Genomic DNA, 15,233 nt, shown 5'->3' with positions numbered 1-15,233 from the left:
CTCAGCAGGAATGCAGCGGGGCGAAATGCTCCGCGAAGGGATCAGGGCTGTAGCCGGCCGCGTTGAACAGGTAGCTGCGCGACTCTTCGGTTGCCCGGTTCAGTTGCTCGCGATCCACGCCCAGCACCACTCCCGCCTGTTTGCGGATGCGCCCGGCGATGATCACGGTGTCGATGTCGCCACGTTCGGCGCCATGCACCACCGTGCCGAGGGCATTGTTCGACGGATAGACGCTGAGGTTGTCGGTGCGGATCAGCACGATGTCGGCCTGTTTGCCGGGGGTGATGCTGCCGATGCGCGCATCGAGGCCGGCACACGCGGCGCCATCGAGAGTCGCAGCCTTGAGCAGTTGCGCGGCGCTGACCAGTTCCGGCGCCGGCTGACCGTGGAATCGCGCGCTGTGTGCGGCGGCCCGTTGCAGGTAAAACGCCACGCGCATTTCGCCGAACATGTCACCGCCGTAAGAGCTTTCGTTGTCGACGCTCAGGCCCGGTTTCATCCCGTGATCGACGGCTTTCTGCCAGGCGAAAACCCCGTCTTCCAGGCCATAGTGCGCATCGGAGCGAGGGCAGACGTTCACCTTGACCCCGGCGTGGCGCAGGATCGACCAGCCGTGATCCGGCAGGCAGGTGCAGTGGTTGAAAATGTTGTCCGGACCGAGCAGCCCTTCCTCGTGCAGTGCGTCCAGCTCGGCGGCCATGCCGGCGCCGAAAAACTCGGTGACGATGCTCAGACCAAGCTCACGGGCGACCGCCCATTGTTCACGGTCGAGCTGCGCCATCATCGCCAGGGTCACTAGCGAATCGGACGATCTGGCGTATTTGTCTTTCAGGCGTCGCAAGTCGCCCGGCCATTGCGCGGATTCCCACTCCCCCGACAACGGCGCGCCCGGCGCATGCACGGCGCGAATGCCGGCGTCGGTCAGGGCATCGATGGCCGCGTCCGAGTGAGCACCGCTGCGGGCGTTGTGCGAATTGTCGATGATGGTGGTGATGCCGGCGTTGATCGCACCAAGCGCGGTCAGCAGGTTGCCGACGTACATGTCTTGCGGGCGGTAGTATTTGGCGAACGAGAAATGCGTGGCGTTGCAGTAGTCTTCCAGGGTCGGCGAGTTCGGATTGATCCGGCGCAACTGACCTTCCCAGGCATGCCGGTGGGTATCGACCATGCCGGGAATCACGATCATGCCTTTGGCGTCGATCACCTCGGCGTCCGGGGCGGACAGACCGTTGCCGACCTCGACGATTTCGGTGCCACGGATCAGCACGTCGCCTTCAATGAAGTTGCTTAGGCGTTCGTCCTGGGTAACGAGGGTTCCGCCCTTGATCAGCAACAGACGCCGGTCATCGGGCAGCGGTTCGAGCGCAGAAGTCAGAACATCGAAATGAGCATTGAAAGACATGGGGTGGCTCCTCGGTAGCGGTCGGCACATTGGCCTGTAGCCGCATTGTCTGACCGGGTGCCTTTATTTAGAATGCCCAAACACCTACACACATTGTGAAGCTGGATATACATAATGCGCGATCAAGAGTTCGGCCATCTCAGGGCGTTTTTTGCCGTTGCACGGGAGCTTAATTTCTCCCGCGCCGCGCAATCGCTGGGGGTTTCGCCGTCGGCGCTGAGCCAGACCATCAAGGGTCTGGAAGAACGCCTGGGTGTGCGCCTGCTCAATCGCACCACGCGCAGCGTGTCGACCACCGAGGCCGGAACCCGGTTGTTCGAACGCCTGGGCGAGATCTTTGCCGACCTGGACGCGGCGCTGGAACAGCTCAACGATTACCGCGACACGCCGGTCGGCACCCTGCGCATCTGCGCGCCGCAGGTGGCGATGCTGCACTTCATCCAGCCGATCCTGCCGTCGTTCCAGGCAGCGTACCCGGACATCAAGCTCGAACTGACCACCGACGACAGCACCGCCGACATCGTCGCCCAGGGCTACGACGCGGCGATCCGTCTCGGTGAGTTCATCGAACAGGACATGGTCGCACTCAAACTCAGTGAACCCCTGACCCAGATCGCCATCGCCTCGCCGCAGTACCTTGAGGGCAAGCGCCATCCGCAAGAACCGGCCGATCTGCTGGACCATCGCTGCGTGAACTGGCGCCGCTCCGGCGAAACCGGTTTGTACAAATGGCGGTTTTTCCGCGACGGCCTGCCGTTCGAATTGAGTGTGAAAGGATCACTGGTGGTGAGTGACTGCGCCGTTGCCATGCAATCGGCGCTGGATGGACTGGGCATCACGGTGTGGATCCGTGAATGGATCAAGGACGAACTGGACAGCGGCGCACTGGTGGCGCTGCTGGAAGAGTGGTCGACACCCTTCCCCGCGTTCTACCTGTATTACCCGAGCAACCGACAGATGTCGTCGGCGCTGCAGGCCTTCATCGCCGCGTTGCGCAAGGCTCACTAAGCGGCGCTTGCACCGCGCAGGTCGGGGCGCTTTTGGTGACCGCCGTAGAACATCGCCCTGGCGCCAATCGTGAGCAACGACAACAGCGCAAACAGCAACCCGCACCAGATCGTGCCCGGCAGGCCCCAGGTGTCGATGAATACCCCGCCGATCCACGAACCGAGGGCGATCCCGGCATTCGCCGCCGACACATACAGACTGGTGGCGAACGAATGCGCTTCGGGCGCGGCGCTGGTCAGCCACATCTGGGTGATGATCATGCCGCTGGTGTGAATCGCGCCCCACAGCAGAACGATCAACAGCATCGAGCCAAGCGATGCGCTGCCGAACGTGGCCAGAATCAGGTAAGCGATGCTCAGCAGGATCGGAAACAGCAAAGCCGTCGCCACCAGATGCGTCGCCAGCATGCGACCGGCCAGCAGGTTGCCCAGCACCCCGCCCACCCCAAAGATCACCAACAGAAAACTGATGGTTTCACCGTCCAGACCGGTCTGGTTTTTCAGGTACTCGGCGGCGTAGCTGTAGACCGCAAACTTGGTGGTGAACACCAGCACCGTGGCAATGATCGCCAGCCATACCGCAGGTTTTTTCAGGATCGACAACTGGCTGGCGAAGCTCTCTGGCGCAGCCGTTTGCCGAGGCAACCTGAGCAACAGGCCGAGCCCGGCCAGCAAGGTCGCCACGGCGCAGAACAGGATCGACGCCTCATAGGAAAAACGCCCGGCGACCCACGCGGTGATCGGCACGCCGAAGACCAGCCCAAGTGTGGTGCCGATGAAGGCCACCGTCGTCGCGTGGGTGGCGCGCTCCTTGGGGTACAGCGAAATCGCAGCAGCGAACGCCGCCGAGAAGAACACCGGATGCAGCATCGCCGGAACGATCCGCAGCGCCATCAGCGTCGAATAGTTCGGCGCGTAGGCCGAGAACACGCTGCTGACGGAAAAACACAGCAGCGCGCCGACCAACACTTTCTTACGGTCGAAACGCGAAAACAGCAACACCAGAAACGGACCGGACAACGCCACGATAAACGCGAACAGACTCATCAAAAGCCCGGCCTGGGCGACGCTGACGCCGAAGCGTTCGACGATCAGTGGCAGGATGCCGACCACGCCGAGTTCCAGGGTGTACAGCCCGAACAGCCCAAGAATGATGAAGGGCATGACGGACATGGGATGGGGGGAACGATTCATAAACACTCATCACATCAGGAAAGAAAATCTACCGGACAGCACAAAACCCTGTGGGAGCGAGTGAGCTCCCACAGTTGAGTGGTGTCGTACTCAGGATTTGTTGAAATCGACCACAACCTTGCCGAACGCCCCGCGATTGAGATGGGCGAACGCCTCGGGCACCTGATCGAAGGTATAGGTCGCATCGATCACCGGTTTGATGCCGTGGTGATCGACCATCCGCACCAGATCCTCCAGCGCTCTGCGCGGCCCGACCGCTACAGCGACGATCGATGCGCGGCTACCGAGCAGCGGCATGATCGGTGTGCGCAGTTCGTCGGAGTCGAGCAGGCCGATGATCGATACCCGGCCGCCGGGGACCACCGCCTGCAGCGAACGCCCGAGGTTGTCGCCGCCGGCCATTTCCAGAATGTGATCGGCACCGCGCCCGTCGGTCAGCTCCAGCACAGCGGTGTGCCAGCCAGGTGTGGTGGTGCGGTTGATGCCATGAGTGGCGCCCAGCGCAATGGCCTGATCGATCTTGGCGTCGCTGCTGCTGGTGACAATGACGTTCGCGCCACTGGCCGCCGCCAGTTGCACGGCAAACAGCGACACCCCGCCGGTACCCTGCACCACCACGGTTTGTCCGGCGTGCAAGTGGCCCAGTTCGATCAGGGCCATCCACGCGGTCAACGCGGCAATCGGCAAGGTGCTCGCCTCGACCGCACTGAGGTGTTTCGGCGCCCGCACACACCAGTCGGCCGGCGTCGCGACGTACCGGGCCAGCATGCCCGGTATCGGCCCGCCCTGGGTCGGCATCTCGGCCCAGGTTTTGGGATTGCCATCGATCCAGTTGGTAATGTAGGTGGAGATGACTTTCTCGCCGATCTGGAAGCGGGTTACGCCCTCACCGACCGCCACCACGGTGCCGGCCATGTCCGACGCTGGCGTGAAGGGAAACTTCAGCGCGGCGGTCATGCCGTTTTCCGCCACTTGAGTGTCGCGGTAATTGAGTGAGACGGCGTCGATTTTGACCAGAATTTCTCCGGCTTTCGGGGCCGGAAGCGGAGCCTGGACGCGGTTGAGGTTGTCGAGGCCGAAAGCGGAAATTTCCCAGCGCTGCATTGTGTCGGACATGGCGATGAACTCGGTGGAGGACTGTGGCGCCGATGATAGAAGCCATGCCCCGTGCCGATTAAGTAGGTCGCCACTCCGTTATATGCGGACGTTTTGTTCCGCAATGACTAAGGTAAATTGATCGCCTTCGGTGAATTCGAGAGTCGTGATGGACAGCCTGACTGCGTTGAACGTGTTTGTTTCAGTGGCGGAAACCCGCAGCTTTGTCGCCAGCGGGCGTCTGCTGGGTGTATCAGCGTCGGCCATCGGCAAAAGCATCGCCCGCCTGGAAGAACGCTTTGGTGTGCGCCTTTTCAACCGCAGCACGCGTAGCGTCACCCTGACCGAAGACGGCACCCGGTTTCTGCAACGCAGCCTGCGCATCCTCGCCGAGATCGAGGCGGCGGAAGTCGAGTTTTCCCAGACTAACGCGACTCCGCGCGGTCGCCTGAAAATCAGCCTGCCGCTGGTGGGCGAGCCGTTCCTGCCGGTGCTGGCCCGCTTCAAGAAAACCTATCCGGCGGTGGACCTTGACCTGACGTTCGATGACCGTCGCGTCGATGTGATCGAGGAAGGCTACGACGCAGTGTTGCGTGCCGGCGATGTCCCGGACTCCAGCCTCACGTCGCGCCTGATCGGCAGCTACCGGATGATTCTGGTCGGTGCCCCGGAATACTTTCAGGCCCATGGAATACCGCAACAAGCCACCGACCTGCTGAGCCATGCGTGCATTCAGTTTCGTTTTCCCAACACCGGCAAACTGCAGGTCTGGCCGTTGCGCGAAGCCGGTCAGGAAGTCGATCTGCAAGTGCCGACTTCGATGGTCTGCAACAACCTCGAAGCGCGCATCTGCTTTGCTCTGCAAGGCTTGGGAATCGCCTATTTGCCGGACTTCTGCGTTGGCGAGGCCTTGGCTGACGGTCGTCTGCAGCGCGTACTACCGGACTGTGCGGAGACCGGGGTCTACCGGATCATGTGGCCTTCGGGCAAGCACCCGCAGTTGAAACTCCGCGTGTTCATCGACTTCCTCAAGGAGCACCTGTTTCCTGAGCAACGTCTGGTTTGAACCGAGCGCTCAACCAGCCAACGCAATCAACTGCTGCCGCTGCGCATCCGTCAGCATCGGCCCGAACCCGGCGCCAGCATTGTCGGCCATGTAGCGCGGATTGCCGGTGCCAGGGATCACGCAAGTCACCGCCGTGTTCGAGAGCAAAAACTTCAGCGCCAGTTGTGGCCAGCTGTTGACCTGCACGTCCGATACCCAGCCCGGCAGGGGTTTGCCTTTGAGCCGGGCCAACAGCCCGCCACCGCCAAACGGCCGATTACAGATCACCGCCACCCCGCGTTCGCGGCACAACGGCAGGATGCGTTTTTCCACGCCCCGGTCATCGAGGGCGTAATTGATTTGCAGGAAATCGAGCGGTTCGGCCTTCAACACGGCTTCGACTTCCTCGTAGGCCGAGGGCGTGTAATGGGTGATGCCGATGTAGCGGATGCGGCCCTGTTCCTTCCATTCGCGCAGGGTCGGCAGATGGGTTTGCCAGTCCAGCAGGTTGTGGATCTGCATCAGGTCGATGCGATCGGTGCGCAGCAGACGGAAGGAGTTTTCCATCTGCGCGATGCCCTCCTCGCGCCCGCGGGTCCACACCTTGGTCGCCAGAAACGCCGGGGAACGCGGTTCGTGAATCGACAACAGCTCGCCGGTGGTTTCTTCGGCGCGGCCATACATGGGTGAGCTGTCGATCAGCGTGCCGCCCTTTCTGAACAACTCGTCGAGCACCGCCGGCAATTGTTTATAGGCCGGTTCGCCGGGCGCGACGTCGAAGCCGCGATAGGTGCCCAGCCCTACCAACGGCAGCAGCTCGGAGCTGGAAGGGATGGCGCGGGTCTGCATGGTCTGGCCTCCTGGGGCACTCGACGACGTGGCGGCAGCCAACGCCCGGTCAAACGTGAAAACGGTCGTTATCCCCGCTGCCAGCTCGAGCAGACGGCGGCGGGAATAGCCCTCAGTGTGGCTCATGCTGGCTTCTCTGTCGGGTGGATCTGTTGCACCTTGTGTGCGGCGGCGGTCACCGGGGAAGGCTCAACTACACTGCATGGGCGAACCCTCACGCCCCGTTAAAGTTAGCCGAATGTCCAGAATCCTGATGTCACTCGTCGCTTTGCTGCTGGCCCTGTACCTGATCCTGTGTGCAGCGCTGTTCGTGTTCCAGCGCTCGCTGATCTATTTTCCGCAGGCGGGCTCAGTGGATTCGGCGGAATCGCGGATGACTCTGACCATGCCCGATGCGGACATTCGGGTCAGTGTTCGCGAGCATTCCGGGGCGCGGGCGTTGATCTATTTCGGTGGCAATGCCGAGGACGTTTCACGCAATCTGCCGGCGTTTGCCGAGGCCTTCCCCAACTACGCGATCTACCTGCTGCACTATCGCGGTTTTGGCGGCAGCGGCGGTTCGCCGTCCGAAGAGGCGATTGCCCGGGACGCCCTGGGGTTGTTCGACCAGGTGTTTTCCAGGCATCCGCAGATCGCCCTGATCGGGCGCAGCCTCGGTTCCGGCGTCGCGGTGCGGCTGGCCAGTCAGCGGCCGGTGACCCGGCTGATTCTGGTCACGCCTTTCAATAGCCTCCAGGAACTCGCCGTCCGGCATTACCCGTGGGTGCCAGTGAAATGGCTGCTCAACGAGCGTTACGAATCCGGCAAATACGCCGAGCATATCCGCGCGCCAACCCTGCTGCTGGCAGCGAGCGATGACGAGGTGGTGCCACGGGGCAGCAGCGAACGCCTGCTGCGCAATTTCCCGGATGGCGTGGCGACCCTGAAAGTGGTGCCGGAGGCGACGCACAATTCGATTTCCGAACGCCCGCAATACCTGCAATGGATGAAGGAAGTGTTGAACCGGTGAGCGGCCACTGCGCAGTTCGTCGGCCTCCGGACAAAGCCATGGGCGCCCCGTGAACCAAGTGCAGAAAGGCCAGTCCTACTCGCGCCGCATTCGCGGTTAACTCCCTGTCAGCGCTGTCTTTTTTCAGAGTCCTGCGTCCCATGCGCCACGCCGTTCGTTCGTCTCGCTTCGTATCGCTGTGCCTGTTGATCCTCTCCCCTCTGCTCGCCCCCACTGCCCATGCCGGCGCGGAACGACAACTGGCAGCCGCCATCAATGACCTGCGCGCCCATCCGCAGCGCTGTGACCGCCGCGCGGCACAACGCCTGGCGCCACTGGCGCTCAAACAGAATATTGCGTTGCCCATCGGTTATGGCTACGGCGGCGGGTTGCGCGAGCAGTTGAAGTCTTCCGGTTATGCGGCGGTGGCCGTGCGCAGCATCCGCATTGTCGGGGCCGAGGATGCCGAAGAGGCGTTCGATCAGTTGCAGGACGAACATTGCAGCGCACTGATCGACGCGCAATACGCCGACATCGGTATCAGCCGCGCACGCAGCGAATGGCAAGTGGTGTTGGCGCGGCCGGTGATCGACAGTCGCATGGGCGACAACCGCAGCGTTGGCAAGGCCCTGCTGGCGCAAGTCAACGCTGCCCGCGCCCGGCCTCGGATGTGCGGACGCCAGCGTTTCGCCGCCGCCCGGCCCTTGAGCTGGAACCCGTCCCTCGGCGCCGCTGCCCAGGGCCACAGCAAGGCCATGGCTTACGGCAACTACTTCGCTCACCAGGACCCGGATGGCGACATGCCGGCCGACCGTGCCCGATCCGCCGGTTACCGTGGCCGGCAGATCGGCGAGAACATTGCCGCCGGGCAAAGCTCTCCCGGCAGCGCGATGGCGGGTTGGCTCGCCAGCCCGGGGCACTGCGCCAACCTGATGAACCCGATGTTCACCCAGGTCGGCGCCGGTTTTGCCAGTGATGCCCGCAGTGACAACGGTGTGTACTGGACGATGCTGTTCGGCGCGCCTTGAGCATTCACTTCGGCCGGCGCACCGCCCGTACGCTGCTGGTGTCCCCACCGCCACAGTAGAAACGCTCGCCGCCATCGGCCTCCAGTCCCGAGACGCCGATGCCGCTGGGCAACGCGAGGCTTTCCAGCACCTCGCCGTTGCCCGGATCGACACGCCGGATCTCGCTTTCATCGCCCTCCCACGTCCCATGCCACAGCGCACCGTCAACCCAGGTCACGCCGGTGACAAAGCGGTTGGACTCCAGCGTGCGAAGGATCTTGCCGGTTTCCGGGTCGATCTGATGGATCTTGCGTTCGCGATACTGTCCGACCCACAACGTGCCCTCGGCCCAGGCCATGCCCGAATCGCCACCACCGCCGGGAGCTGCGATGGTGTGGAGCACCTTGCCGGTGGCCGGATCGATCTTGTGGATACGGCGGTCGGCAATCTGATACAGATGCTTGCCGTCGAATGCCGTGCCGCCATCGGCCCCGATCTTGATCGTGCGCACGGTTTCGCCGCTGGCCGGGTCCAGCGCATTGAGCTGGCCGTCGCTGGCGAACCAGACTTGCTGACCGTCGAAGGTCACACCATGGACGCCGTGGATGCCTTCGAACGGGCCGTATTCACGAAGGATTTCTGCGTTTGCCTGTTTCATGCCGGTTGCCTCGTTGAGTGGTGAGTCCAGCCTAGCCATTGCCCAACGACACCGGGAGTAACAAGATCGTCGCGAAACCCGGCACCGGCGGAGTCAGCCAGCGTCGCGCACGGCCGACACCGAATGCCTGGACCTTGCCTTGCGCGGCCAGGGTTTCCAGTGCCCGTTGTATCTGGCGCTGACTGCTGCCCAGCGCAAGCGCCAGTGCCGAACTCGACCACGCCTCGCCGTCGGCGAGCAGGGCCAGCAGTGCTGCGTGCTTGTCTTCAAGGGGTAAAGTCAGCAGCGCCACGTCTTGCGCGAACAGCGCATAGCCACGGGAGGTCGCAGTGATTCCGGCCAACGGCTTCAGTGCGGCGCGCAGCCGGCCGATCTCGACCCGCAATCGGACGCGATGGGATTCATCATCGAGTTTCAAACGAAAGGCCCTGGCGATCAGCGTCTCTCGGGGAACATCCCCGGGCCAGGCTTCGGCGAGCAGTTGCAGCAGATTGAACAACACCGGTCGGGTTGCCAGCGCCAGCGTCATGCCGGCACCGCGCACGCTGTAGCGACAGGCATCCACCACCAGCGTCGCAGACGCAAACAAGGCTTCGACCTGTGCGAGCGTCACCGTTTTCACGTCACCGGCAATGCGCAATCGGGCGGCGGGAGCGTCGAGGGTTTGCCGGGCGTGTGCGATCTCCGCCAGCAGCGCCGGAATGTCGGCCAACTGCGCCGCCCGCTGCGCACGCTCCAGCGCCGATTGCGCCTTGTGCGCCTGCACACGCCGCAGCGCGATCCCGGCTGACATCAGTTCATGGGCGGTGCGCAAGGCCGGGGGTAACGGTGCAGGTTTCTGTTCATCGAGTAGCGCGTCAGCCTCATTCAGCTGCCCGATCAACAACAACCGACGAATCTGCAGATAGCGCGCGTGTGCCGCATTGAGCCGGTCACCGTGATCCTGCAAGACCTGCCGCGCCGCCTCCAGCGCCTTCACCGGCCAGCCCAGATCCCGCGCCGCCAGCGCCACTTCCGCCTCGGCCACCACGCAGCGCGCCCGGGACAAGGGCTCGTTGGCGCCGAACGCTTTCACTGCCCGTTGCAGCAAGGCCTTGGCCCGCACCATGTCACCGAGCTGGGCCATGGCGATTCCGCGCAAGGCCAGGGCCGGTGGATCTTCACGCAGAGCCACGAAATTCAGCGCCGCCAACGGGTCACCCGCCGCCAGGGCGCGGCCGGCGGCGTTGATCAGCGAGTCCATGACACAGGCGCCACGGTGGGTACTCCAGTGAAGGGATACCCCGGTTTAGTTCAAATCCTGTGCAGGCACCAGTCTTGGCCTGCGGAAAACCGACTGACGCGGGACGGTTCAGACCGGTGAAATCGTGGCCAGAACACCGATCATGATGGTCAACACGAGAAAGCCGCCGAGGAAAAACGCCATCTTAGCCATGAAGGCCTCCTGAATACTGAATGTCCGGCGCACCGGGCGCTTCGGAATGAAGCGCGTCGCGTATGGCCGAACGGCAAGGGTATTTTGGGCCTATGGCTGAGACGGTTACAGATGCAGATTCAACAGGAAAAAGCGGATCAGATGGATTCGGCCCGTGCATGTGTCGATATTCAGACCGGTACAGAGGGTTTCCATTGCGCCGCTTTGATCTAGAGTCATGGGCGCCGCGCCAAGAACAACAAAAATACAGGAGTGAAACCATGTCCGAGCTGAACCTGCACCCCAACGCCGCCGAATCCCTGAACCGCTGGCACGACATGATCCGTACCAGCGACCTGAAAGCCCTGCCCGACCTGCTCGATCCGCAAGCCGTGTTCCGCTCGCCGATGGCCCACACGCCTTACTCCGGCGCACCGGTGGTCTCGATGATCCTCAACACCGTGTTCAACGTGTTCGAAGACTTCAAATATCACCGAGAACTGGCGACGGCGGATGGCTTGAACGTGGTGCTGGAATTCAGCGCGAAGGTCGGGGCGAAAGAGCTGAAAGGCATCGACATGATCCGCTTCGATGAACATGGGAAGATTGTTGAATTCGAGGTGATGGTGCGGCCACTGAGCGGGTTGCAGGCGTTGGGGGAAGAGATGGGACGGCGGTTGGGGGCGTATCTGGCCAACGCAAAAGCCTGAAATCCGGGCACAAAAAAGCCCACTGACCGTCACCGGTTCAGTGGGCTTCGTGTGTCAGGCGTCTGAATTACAGAGCCATGTCACGTGCAGCGCTTTCCTTCGGAGCCTGTGGCTTTTCAGCCGAAGCAGGTGCCGCCGCAGGTGCAGCCTGGCCAATCGCCGGAGGGGTTGGCAGTTGCAGGATCTTGGCGGTGTAGGCCCACTCTTCGGCCACTTTGGCCGGATCGTTGTTCAGCTGGGTGCCGTAGCTTGGAACGATCTGGTGCAGCTTGGCTTGCCACTCAGGGGTAGCGACCTTGTCCTTGAAGACTTTCTGCAGCACGCTCAGCATGATCGGTGCAGCGGTCGATGCGCCTGGGGATGCGCCCAGCAGACCGGCGATGGAGCCGTCTTTCGAAGCAACGATTTCGGTGCCCAGTTTCAGCACGCCGCCAGCGGCTTCATCACGCTTGATGATCTGCACGCGCTGGCCGGCTTGCCACAGGCGCCAGTCTTCGGCTTTCGCGTTCGGGAAGTATTCCTTCAGCGCGTTCATGCGGTCTTCATCCGACAGCATCAGTTGACCGGCCAGGTACTCGACCAGCGGGTATTCCTTGATGCCGACCTTGGTCATAGGCCAGATGTTGTGGGTGGTGGTGCTGGTCAGCAGGTCCAGGTACGAACCTTCTTTCAGGAACTTGGTGCTGAAAGTCGCGAACGGGCCAAACAGGATGACGCGCTTGCCGTCCAGGACACGGGTGTCCAGGTGCGGAACGGACATCGGAGGCGCGCCAACGGATGCTTTACCGTAGGCCTTGGCCAGGTGCTGCTCGGCGATGGCCGGATTATCGGTCACCAGGAACGAGCCGCCTACCGGGAAGCCAGCGTATTCCTTGGCTTCTTCGATACCGGACTTCTGCAGCAGGTGCAGGGCACCGCCGCCGGCGCCGATGAACACGAACTTGGCGTCGGTTTCAGTCTTGGTGCCGTCTTTCAGGTTCTTGTAGCTGACGCGCCAGGTGCCATCGGCGTTCTTGGTGATGTCCTGTACTTCGCTCGACAGTTTCAGATCGAAGTTAGGTTTGGTCTGCAGGTAACCGGCGAACTGGCGGGTGATTTCGCCGAAGTTCATGTCGGTACCCAGCGGGCTCCAGGTGGCCGCGATTTTCTGGTTCGGGTCACGCCCTTCCATCATCAGCGGGACCCACTTCTTGATTACGGCCGGGTCTTCGGAGTACTGCATGCCGGCAAACAGCGGGCTCGCCTGCAGGGCTTCGTAGCGCTTTTTCAGGAACTTGATGTTGTCATCGCCCCACACGAAGCTCATGTGCGGAGTGGTGTTGATGAACGAGCGAGGGTTCTTCAGAACGCCTTGCTGAACCTGCCAGGCCCAGAACTGACGGGAAACCTGGAACGCTTCGTTGATCTCGACGGCTTTCGGGATCGTTACGTTGCCTTTGTCGTCTTCCGGGGTGTAGTTCAGCTCGGCCAGGGCGGAGTGACCGGTACCGGCGTTGTTCCAGCCGTTGGAGCTTTCCAGGGCGACGCCGTCGAGGCGCTCGACCATTTCCATCGACCAGCTCGGTTCCAGCTCATTGATCCACACACCCAGGGTGGTGCTCATGATGCCGCCGCCGATCAGCAGGACGTCGACTTTCTTTGCTTCTGCGGCATTGGCGGAAGACATCCCCATCGCCAAAGCCAGCCCCAGCAAGGCTGTGTTCACTTTTTTAAACATCTGTTGCACCTATGATAAAACGCCTTCCGCCCGCCGCTGTTGTGCGTATGCGTTCCCCTTTTTTCGCGACACTCAGGCCAGCGTCGCGGGTTCCGGCACACTTCAATTTTGACGGGTGGGCACACAAGGCCGACAGGCTGCGTCGACCTCAGTTATATGTCCCTTCTGAACTGACTTTTTATCATTATTGGCTTCAGCTACTTGAGCGACAGGGGTTCGGTCGGCCCGCCGAAAAGCGCGCCAGACTGAATTAGGTCAAACCAAGTGGCGCGAAGAATATCACGTCAGGGCAAACCCGCGCGTCTGTTCCCGACTTGATGGTCTTTATCCGCCCAGAGACTTATCGGCAACCAATCGCCGAACATGACCCCGGCAATGCCTCTGGCTGAAGCCTTTCAGCGATTTGGTCGCCTTTCCCCTCGCTCGCCTGCGGTCTTGCACTTGTTACAAATGAGGTGGACGGCGCCCGCCTCACAACCGGAATCGATCAACCGACTGCGCCAGCCGCCCCGCCAGATTCGACAACTCGTCCGTCGTATTGGCCGTCTCGCCGATCACCTTGCTGTTGCCTTCCGACATGCCGGCGATCATCTCCACCTGATGAGCGATTTCGTTGCTGGCCTGGCTCTGTTCGCCGATGGTGCGGGTAATGTCGTTGACCAGCTGTGTGGTGTTCAGTGTGGCGTCGAGGATTTCGCGAATGGCGCGTTCGACATCGGCGGTGACGGCCATGCCCTTGTCGACCTGGGCCACGCCCGCCTCCATGCTGCTGACCGCTTCGCGGGTGCTGTTCTGGATGCGCGCGACCATCGCGGCGATTTCCTGAGTGGAGGCGCTGGTGCGCGCAGCCAGACTGCGCACTTCATCGGCAACCACGGCAAAACCTCTGCCCTGCTCCCCGGCCCGGGCCGCTTCGATGGCCGCATTGAGCGCCAGCAGGTTGGTCTGGTCGGCGATGCTCTTGATCACCTGGATGATATTGAAGATGCCTTCGGACTCATGGTCCAGCGTGCGGATCACCTGTGCCGACTGCTGGGCGGAGCGGGCGATGTCGTCCATGTCGCTGACCACTTGATGAATCACCTGCCCGCCGTTCTTGGCCAGTGACTCGGCCTGATTCGCCATGCTCAGGGCCCGCTCGGCGTGGCGGGTGATTTCCTCGATGCTGGCGGTCATCTGGCTCGCGGCAGCCGCCATGGTGCCGGCGGCAGTGCTTTGTTGCTGGCTGCTGTCGGCCACCCGATGGCAGCCGTGGCTCAGTTGCTCGCTCATGCCGCTGACACCATGGGCGTTGCGCCGCACCACGTCGATCATGTCCCGCAGGTCTCGCTGCATGGTCGCCAGCGTGCGGATCAGCGTGCTGGCTTCATCTTTGCCGGAAGGCTCGGCGATCGGCTCGCCGAGGTTGCCATGAGCAATGCTTTCAGCGATGCGGCTGGCGGTTTTCAGCGGGCCGGTGATGCTCAGGATTACCCAGCGCCCCTGCACCAACAGCAGCAACAGGCTGGCAATCAGCACGATGCCCAGGGCGATGTTGGCATTGCGGATCGCCGCTTCGGTGCCCAGGCTGGTCTGTCGGGTGTTGGTTTCGATCAGCTCGCTCAGTGACGCCATCTGCTCTTCGAGCTGGCTGAACGCTGCGCTGAAGGTGCCGAGTTCCTGTTGCGCCGTGTCGGGATTGTCCAGCGCCAGCCCGACAATCCGCTCGCCCGCATTGATGTAAGTGTCGAGGCTCGGCTTGATCTGCTCCAGCGCGGCCCGGATCGTGGTGTCGAGCGGCAGTTTCAGGTTCTCGCCCAGCACTTCGCGAAAATGCCCGGCGTGTTCTTCGACAGAACTGCGCACTTCGTCCGCCGTACCGGTGCTTTTGCCCAGCCCCACCAGCATGGCCGAGTAGACATCGGCGCGCAGGGCGTCGTGCATCATGTCGGCTTCCATGTGGTTGCGCAGCGCGCTCATGCTCACCGCGTTGGCACTGACTGCCGACGCCATGCGCTGATTGCCGACATAGCTGACCAGGCTCACGATCAGCGCCGTCAGCAGGCTGGTCGCAATCAGTAGCACCAAACGCAGTTTGATCGACACGGTGATTTCCTCCCTGGTCGCGCCGCACAGCGCTTTCAACGCTTCAGTTAAGCCTATTTCCG

At 62.3% G+C, this 15,233-nt stretch carries 13 protein-coding genes and 1 pseudogene; 5 read left to right on the top strand and 9 right to left on the bottom strand.

Annotation, left to right across the window (positions count from 1 at the left end; translation table 11 throughout):
- Position 1: 1 nt before the first annotated feature.
- Positions 2 to 1,402 (bottom strand): amidohydrolase family protein, encoded by a 1,401-nt coding sequence (locus tag CAG02_RS28555; RefSeq protein WP_256576948.1) that lies wholly within the window; start codon positions 1,400 to 1,402, stop codon positions 2 to 4.
- 114 nt (positions 1,403 to 1,516) lie between these two features.
- Here CAG02_RS28555 and CAG02_RS28550 point away from each other — a divergent pair, with 114 nt between their 5' ends.
- Positions 1,517 to 2,410: a LysR family transcriptional regulator gene (locus tag CAG02_RS28550; RefSeq protein WP_085708667.1), complete on the top strand. Its 894-nt coding sequence runs from the start codon at positions 1,517 to 1,519 to the stop codon at positions 2,408 to 2,410.
- Here the strand turns inward: CAG02_RS28550 and CAG02_RS28545 are convergent.
- Complete coding sequence (locus CAG02_RS28545) at positions 2,407 to 3,603, bottom strand: MFS transporter (RefSeq protein WP_085708668.1); 1,197 nt, start codon at positions 3,601 to 3,603, stop codon at positions 2,407 to 2,409. The two genes, CAG02_RS28550 and CAG02_RS28545, sit on opposite strands and share 4 nt — an antisense overlap.
- 90 nt (positions 3,604 to 3,693) lie before the next feature.
- Complete coding sequence (locus CAG02_RS28540) at positions 3,694 to 4,719, bottom strand: NAD(P)-dependent alcohol dehydrogenase (RefSeq protein ID WP_085708669.1); 1,026 nt, start codon at positions 4,717 to 4,719, stop codon at positions 3,694 to 3,696.
- Positions 4,720 to 4,867: 148 nt separating this feature from the next.
- Here CAG02_RS28540 and CAG02_RS28535 point away from each other — a divergent pair, with 148 nt between their 5' ends.
- A complete protein-coding gene (locus CAG02_RS28535) occupies positions 4,868 to 5,764 on the top strand; it encodes a LysR family transcriptional regulator (protein ID WP_085708670.1) in 897 nt (298 codons plus the stop codon).
- A gap of 9 nt (positions 5,765 to 5,773) precedes the next feature.
- On the opposite strand, the gene CAG02_RS28530 is transcribed toward CAG02_RS28535, so the two are convergent.
- Positions 5,774 to 6,718 (bottom strand): aldo/keto reductase, encoded by a 945-nt coding sequence (locus tag CAG02_RS28530; RefSeq protein ID WP_170931655.1) that lies wholly within the window; start codon positions 6,716 to 6,718, stop codon positions 5,774 to 5,776.
- Between the two features lie 112 nt (positions 6,719 to 6,830).
- Between CAG02_RS28530 and CAG02_RS28525 the strand changes: the two genes are divergently transcribed.
- Both CAG02_RS28525 and CAG02_RS28520 read left to right on the top strand, forming a co-directional pair.
- Positions 6,831 to 7,601 (top strand): alpha/beta hydrolase, encoded by a 771-nt coding sequence (locus CAG02_RS28525; protein ID WP_085708672.1) that lies wholly within the window; start codon positions 6,831 to 6,833, stop codon positions 7,599 to 7,601.
- Between the two features lie 140 nt (positions 7,602 to 7,741).
- Complete coding sequence (locus tag CAG02_RS28520; RefSeq protein ID WP_085708673.1) at positions 7,742 to 8,608, top strand: CAP domain-containing protein; 867 nt, start codon at positions 7,742 to 7,744, stop codon at positions 8,606 to 8,608.
- Positions 8,609 to 8,612: 4 nt separating this feature from the next.
- On the opposite strand, the gene CAG02_RS28515 is transcribed toward CAG02_RS28520, so the two are convergent.
- Together CAG02_RS28515 and CAG02_RS28510 are read right to left on the bottom strand one after the other, a co-directional pair.
- Positions 8,613 to 9,245 (bottom strand): PQQ-binding-like beta-propeller repeat protein, encoded by a 633-nt coding sequence (locus CAG02_RS28515; RefSeq protein WP_085708674.1) that lies wholly within the window; start codon positions 9,243 to 9,245, stop codon positions 8,613 to 8,615.
- A gap of 31 nt (positions 9,246 to 9,276) precedes the next feature.
- Complete coding sequence (locus tag CAG02_RS28510) at positions 9,277 to 10,488, bottom strand: helix-turn-helix domain-containing protein (RefSeq protein ID WP_085708675.1); 1,212 nt, start codon at positions 10,486 to 10,488, stop codon at positions 9,277 to 9,279.
- A gap of 452 nt (positions 10,489 to 10,940) precedes the next feature.
- Between CAG02_RS28510 and CAG02_RS28500 the strand changes: the two genes are divergently transcribed.
- Positions 10,941 to 11,369 (top strand): nuclear transport factor 2 family protein, encoded by a 429-nt coding sequence (locus tag CAG02_RS28500; protein WP_085708676.1) that lies wholly within the window; start codon positions 10,941 to 10,943, stop codon positions 11,367 to 11,369.
- A gap of 67 nt (positions 11,370 to 11,436) precedes the next feature.
- Here the strand turns inward: CAG02_RS28500 and mqo are convergent, their stop codons facing one another.
- From mqo to CAG02_RS30350, 3 genes and pseudogenes are all read right to left on the bottom strand, one after another.
- The gene (mqo, locus tag CAG02_RS28495) at positions 11,437 to 13,086 is read right to left on the bottom strand and encodes a malate dehydrogenase (quinone) (RefSeq protein WP_085708677.1); all 1,650 of its coding nucleotides are present in this window, start codon (positions 13,084 to 13,086) and stop codon (positions 11,437 to 11,439) included.
- 471 nt (positions 13,087 to 13,557) lie between these two features.
- Positions 13,558 to 14,283: a methyl-accepting chemotaxis protein gene (locus CAG02_RS30355; protein WP_371856525.1), complete on the bottom strand. Its 726-nt coding sequence runs from the start codon at positions 14,281 to 14,283 to the stop codon at positions 13,558 to 13,560.
- 129 nt (positions 14,284 to 14,412) lie between these two features.
- A pseudogene (locus CAG02_RS30350) lies at positions 14,413 to 15,171 on the bottom strand (MCP four helix bundle domain-containing protein); the annotation flags it as partial.
- Positions 15,172 to 15,233 lie beyond the last annotated feature (62 nt).

It is taken from the genome of Pseudomonas sp. R43(2017), assembly GCF_002112345.1.
GTDB classification, from domain to species: Bacteria; Pseudomonadota; Gammaproteobacteria; order Pseudomonadales; family Pseudomonadaceae; genus Aquipseudomonas; species Aquipseudomonas kribbensis.
Note: the sequence above shows the minus strand (reverse complement) of the source record. Positions and strands in the feature narration are given on the sequence as shown.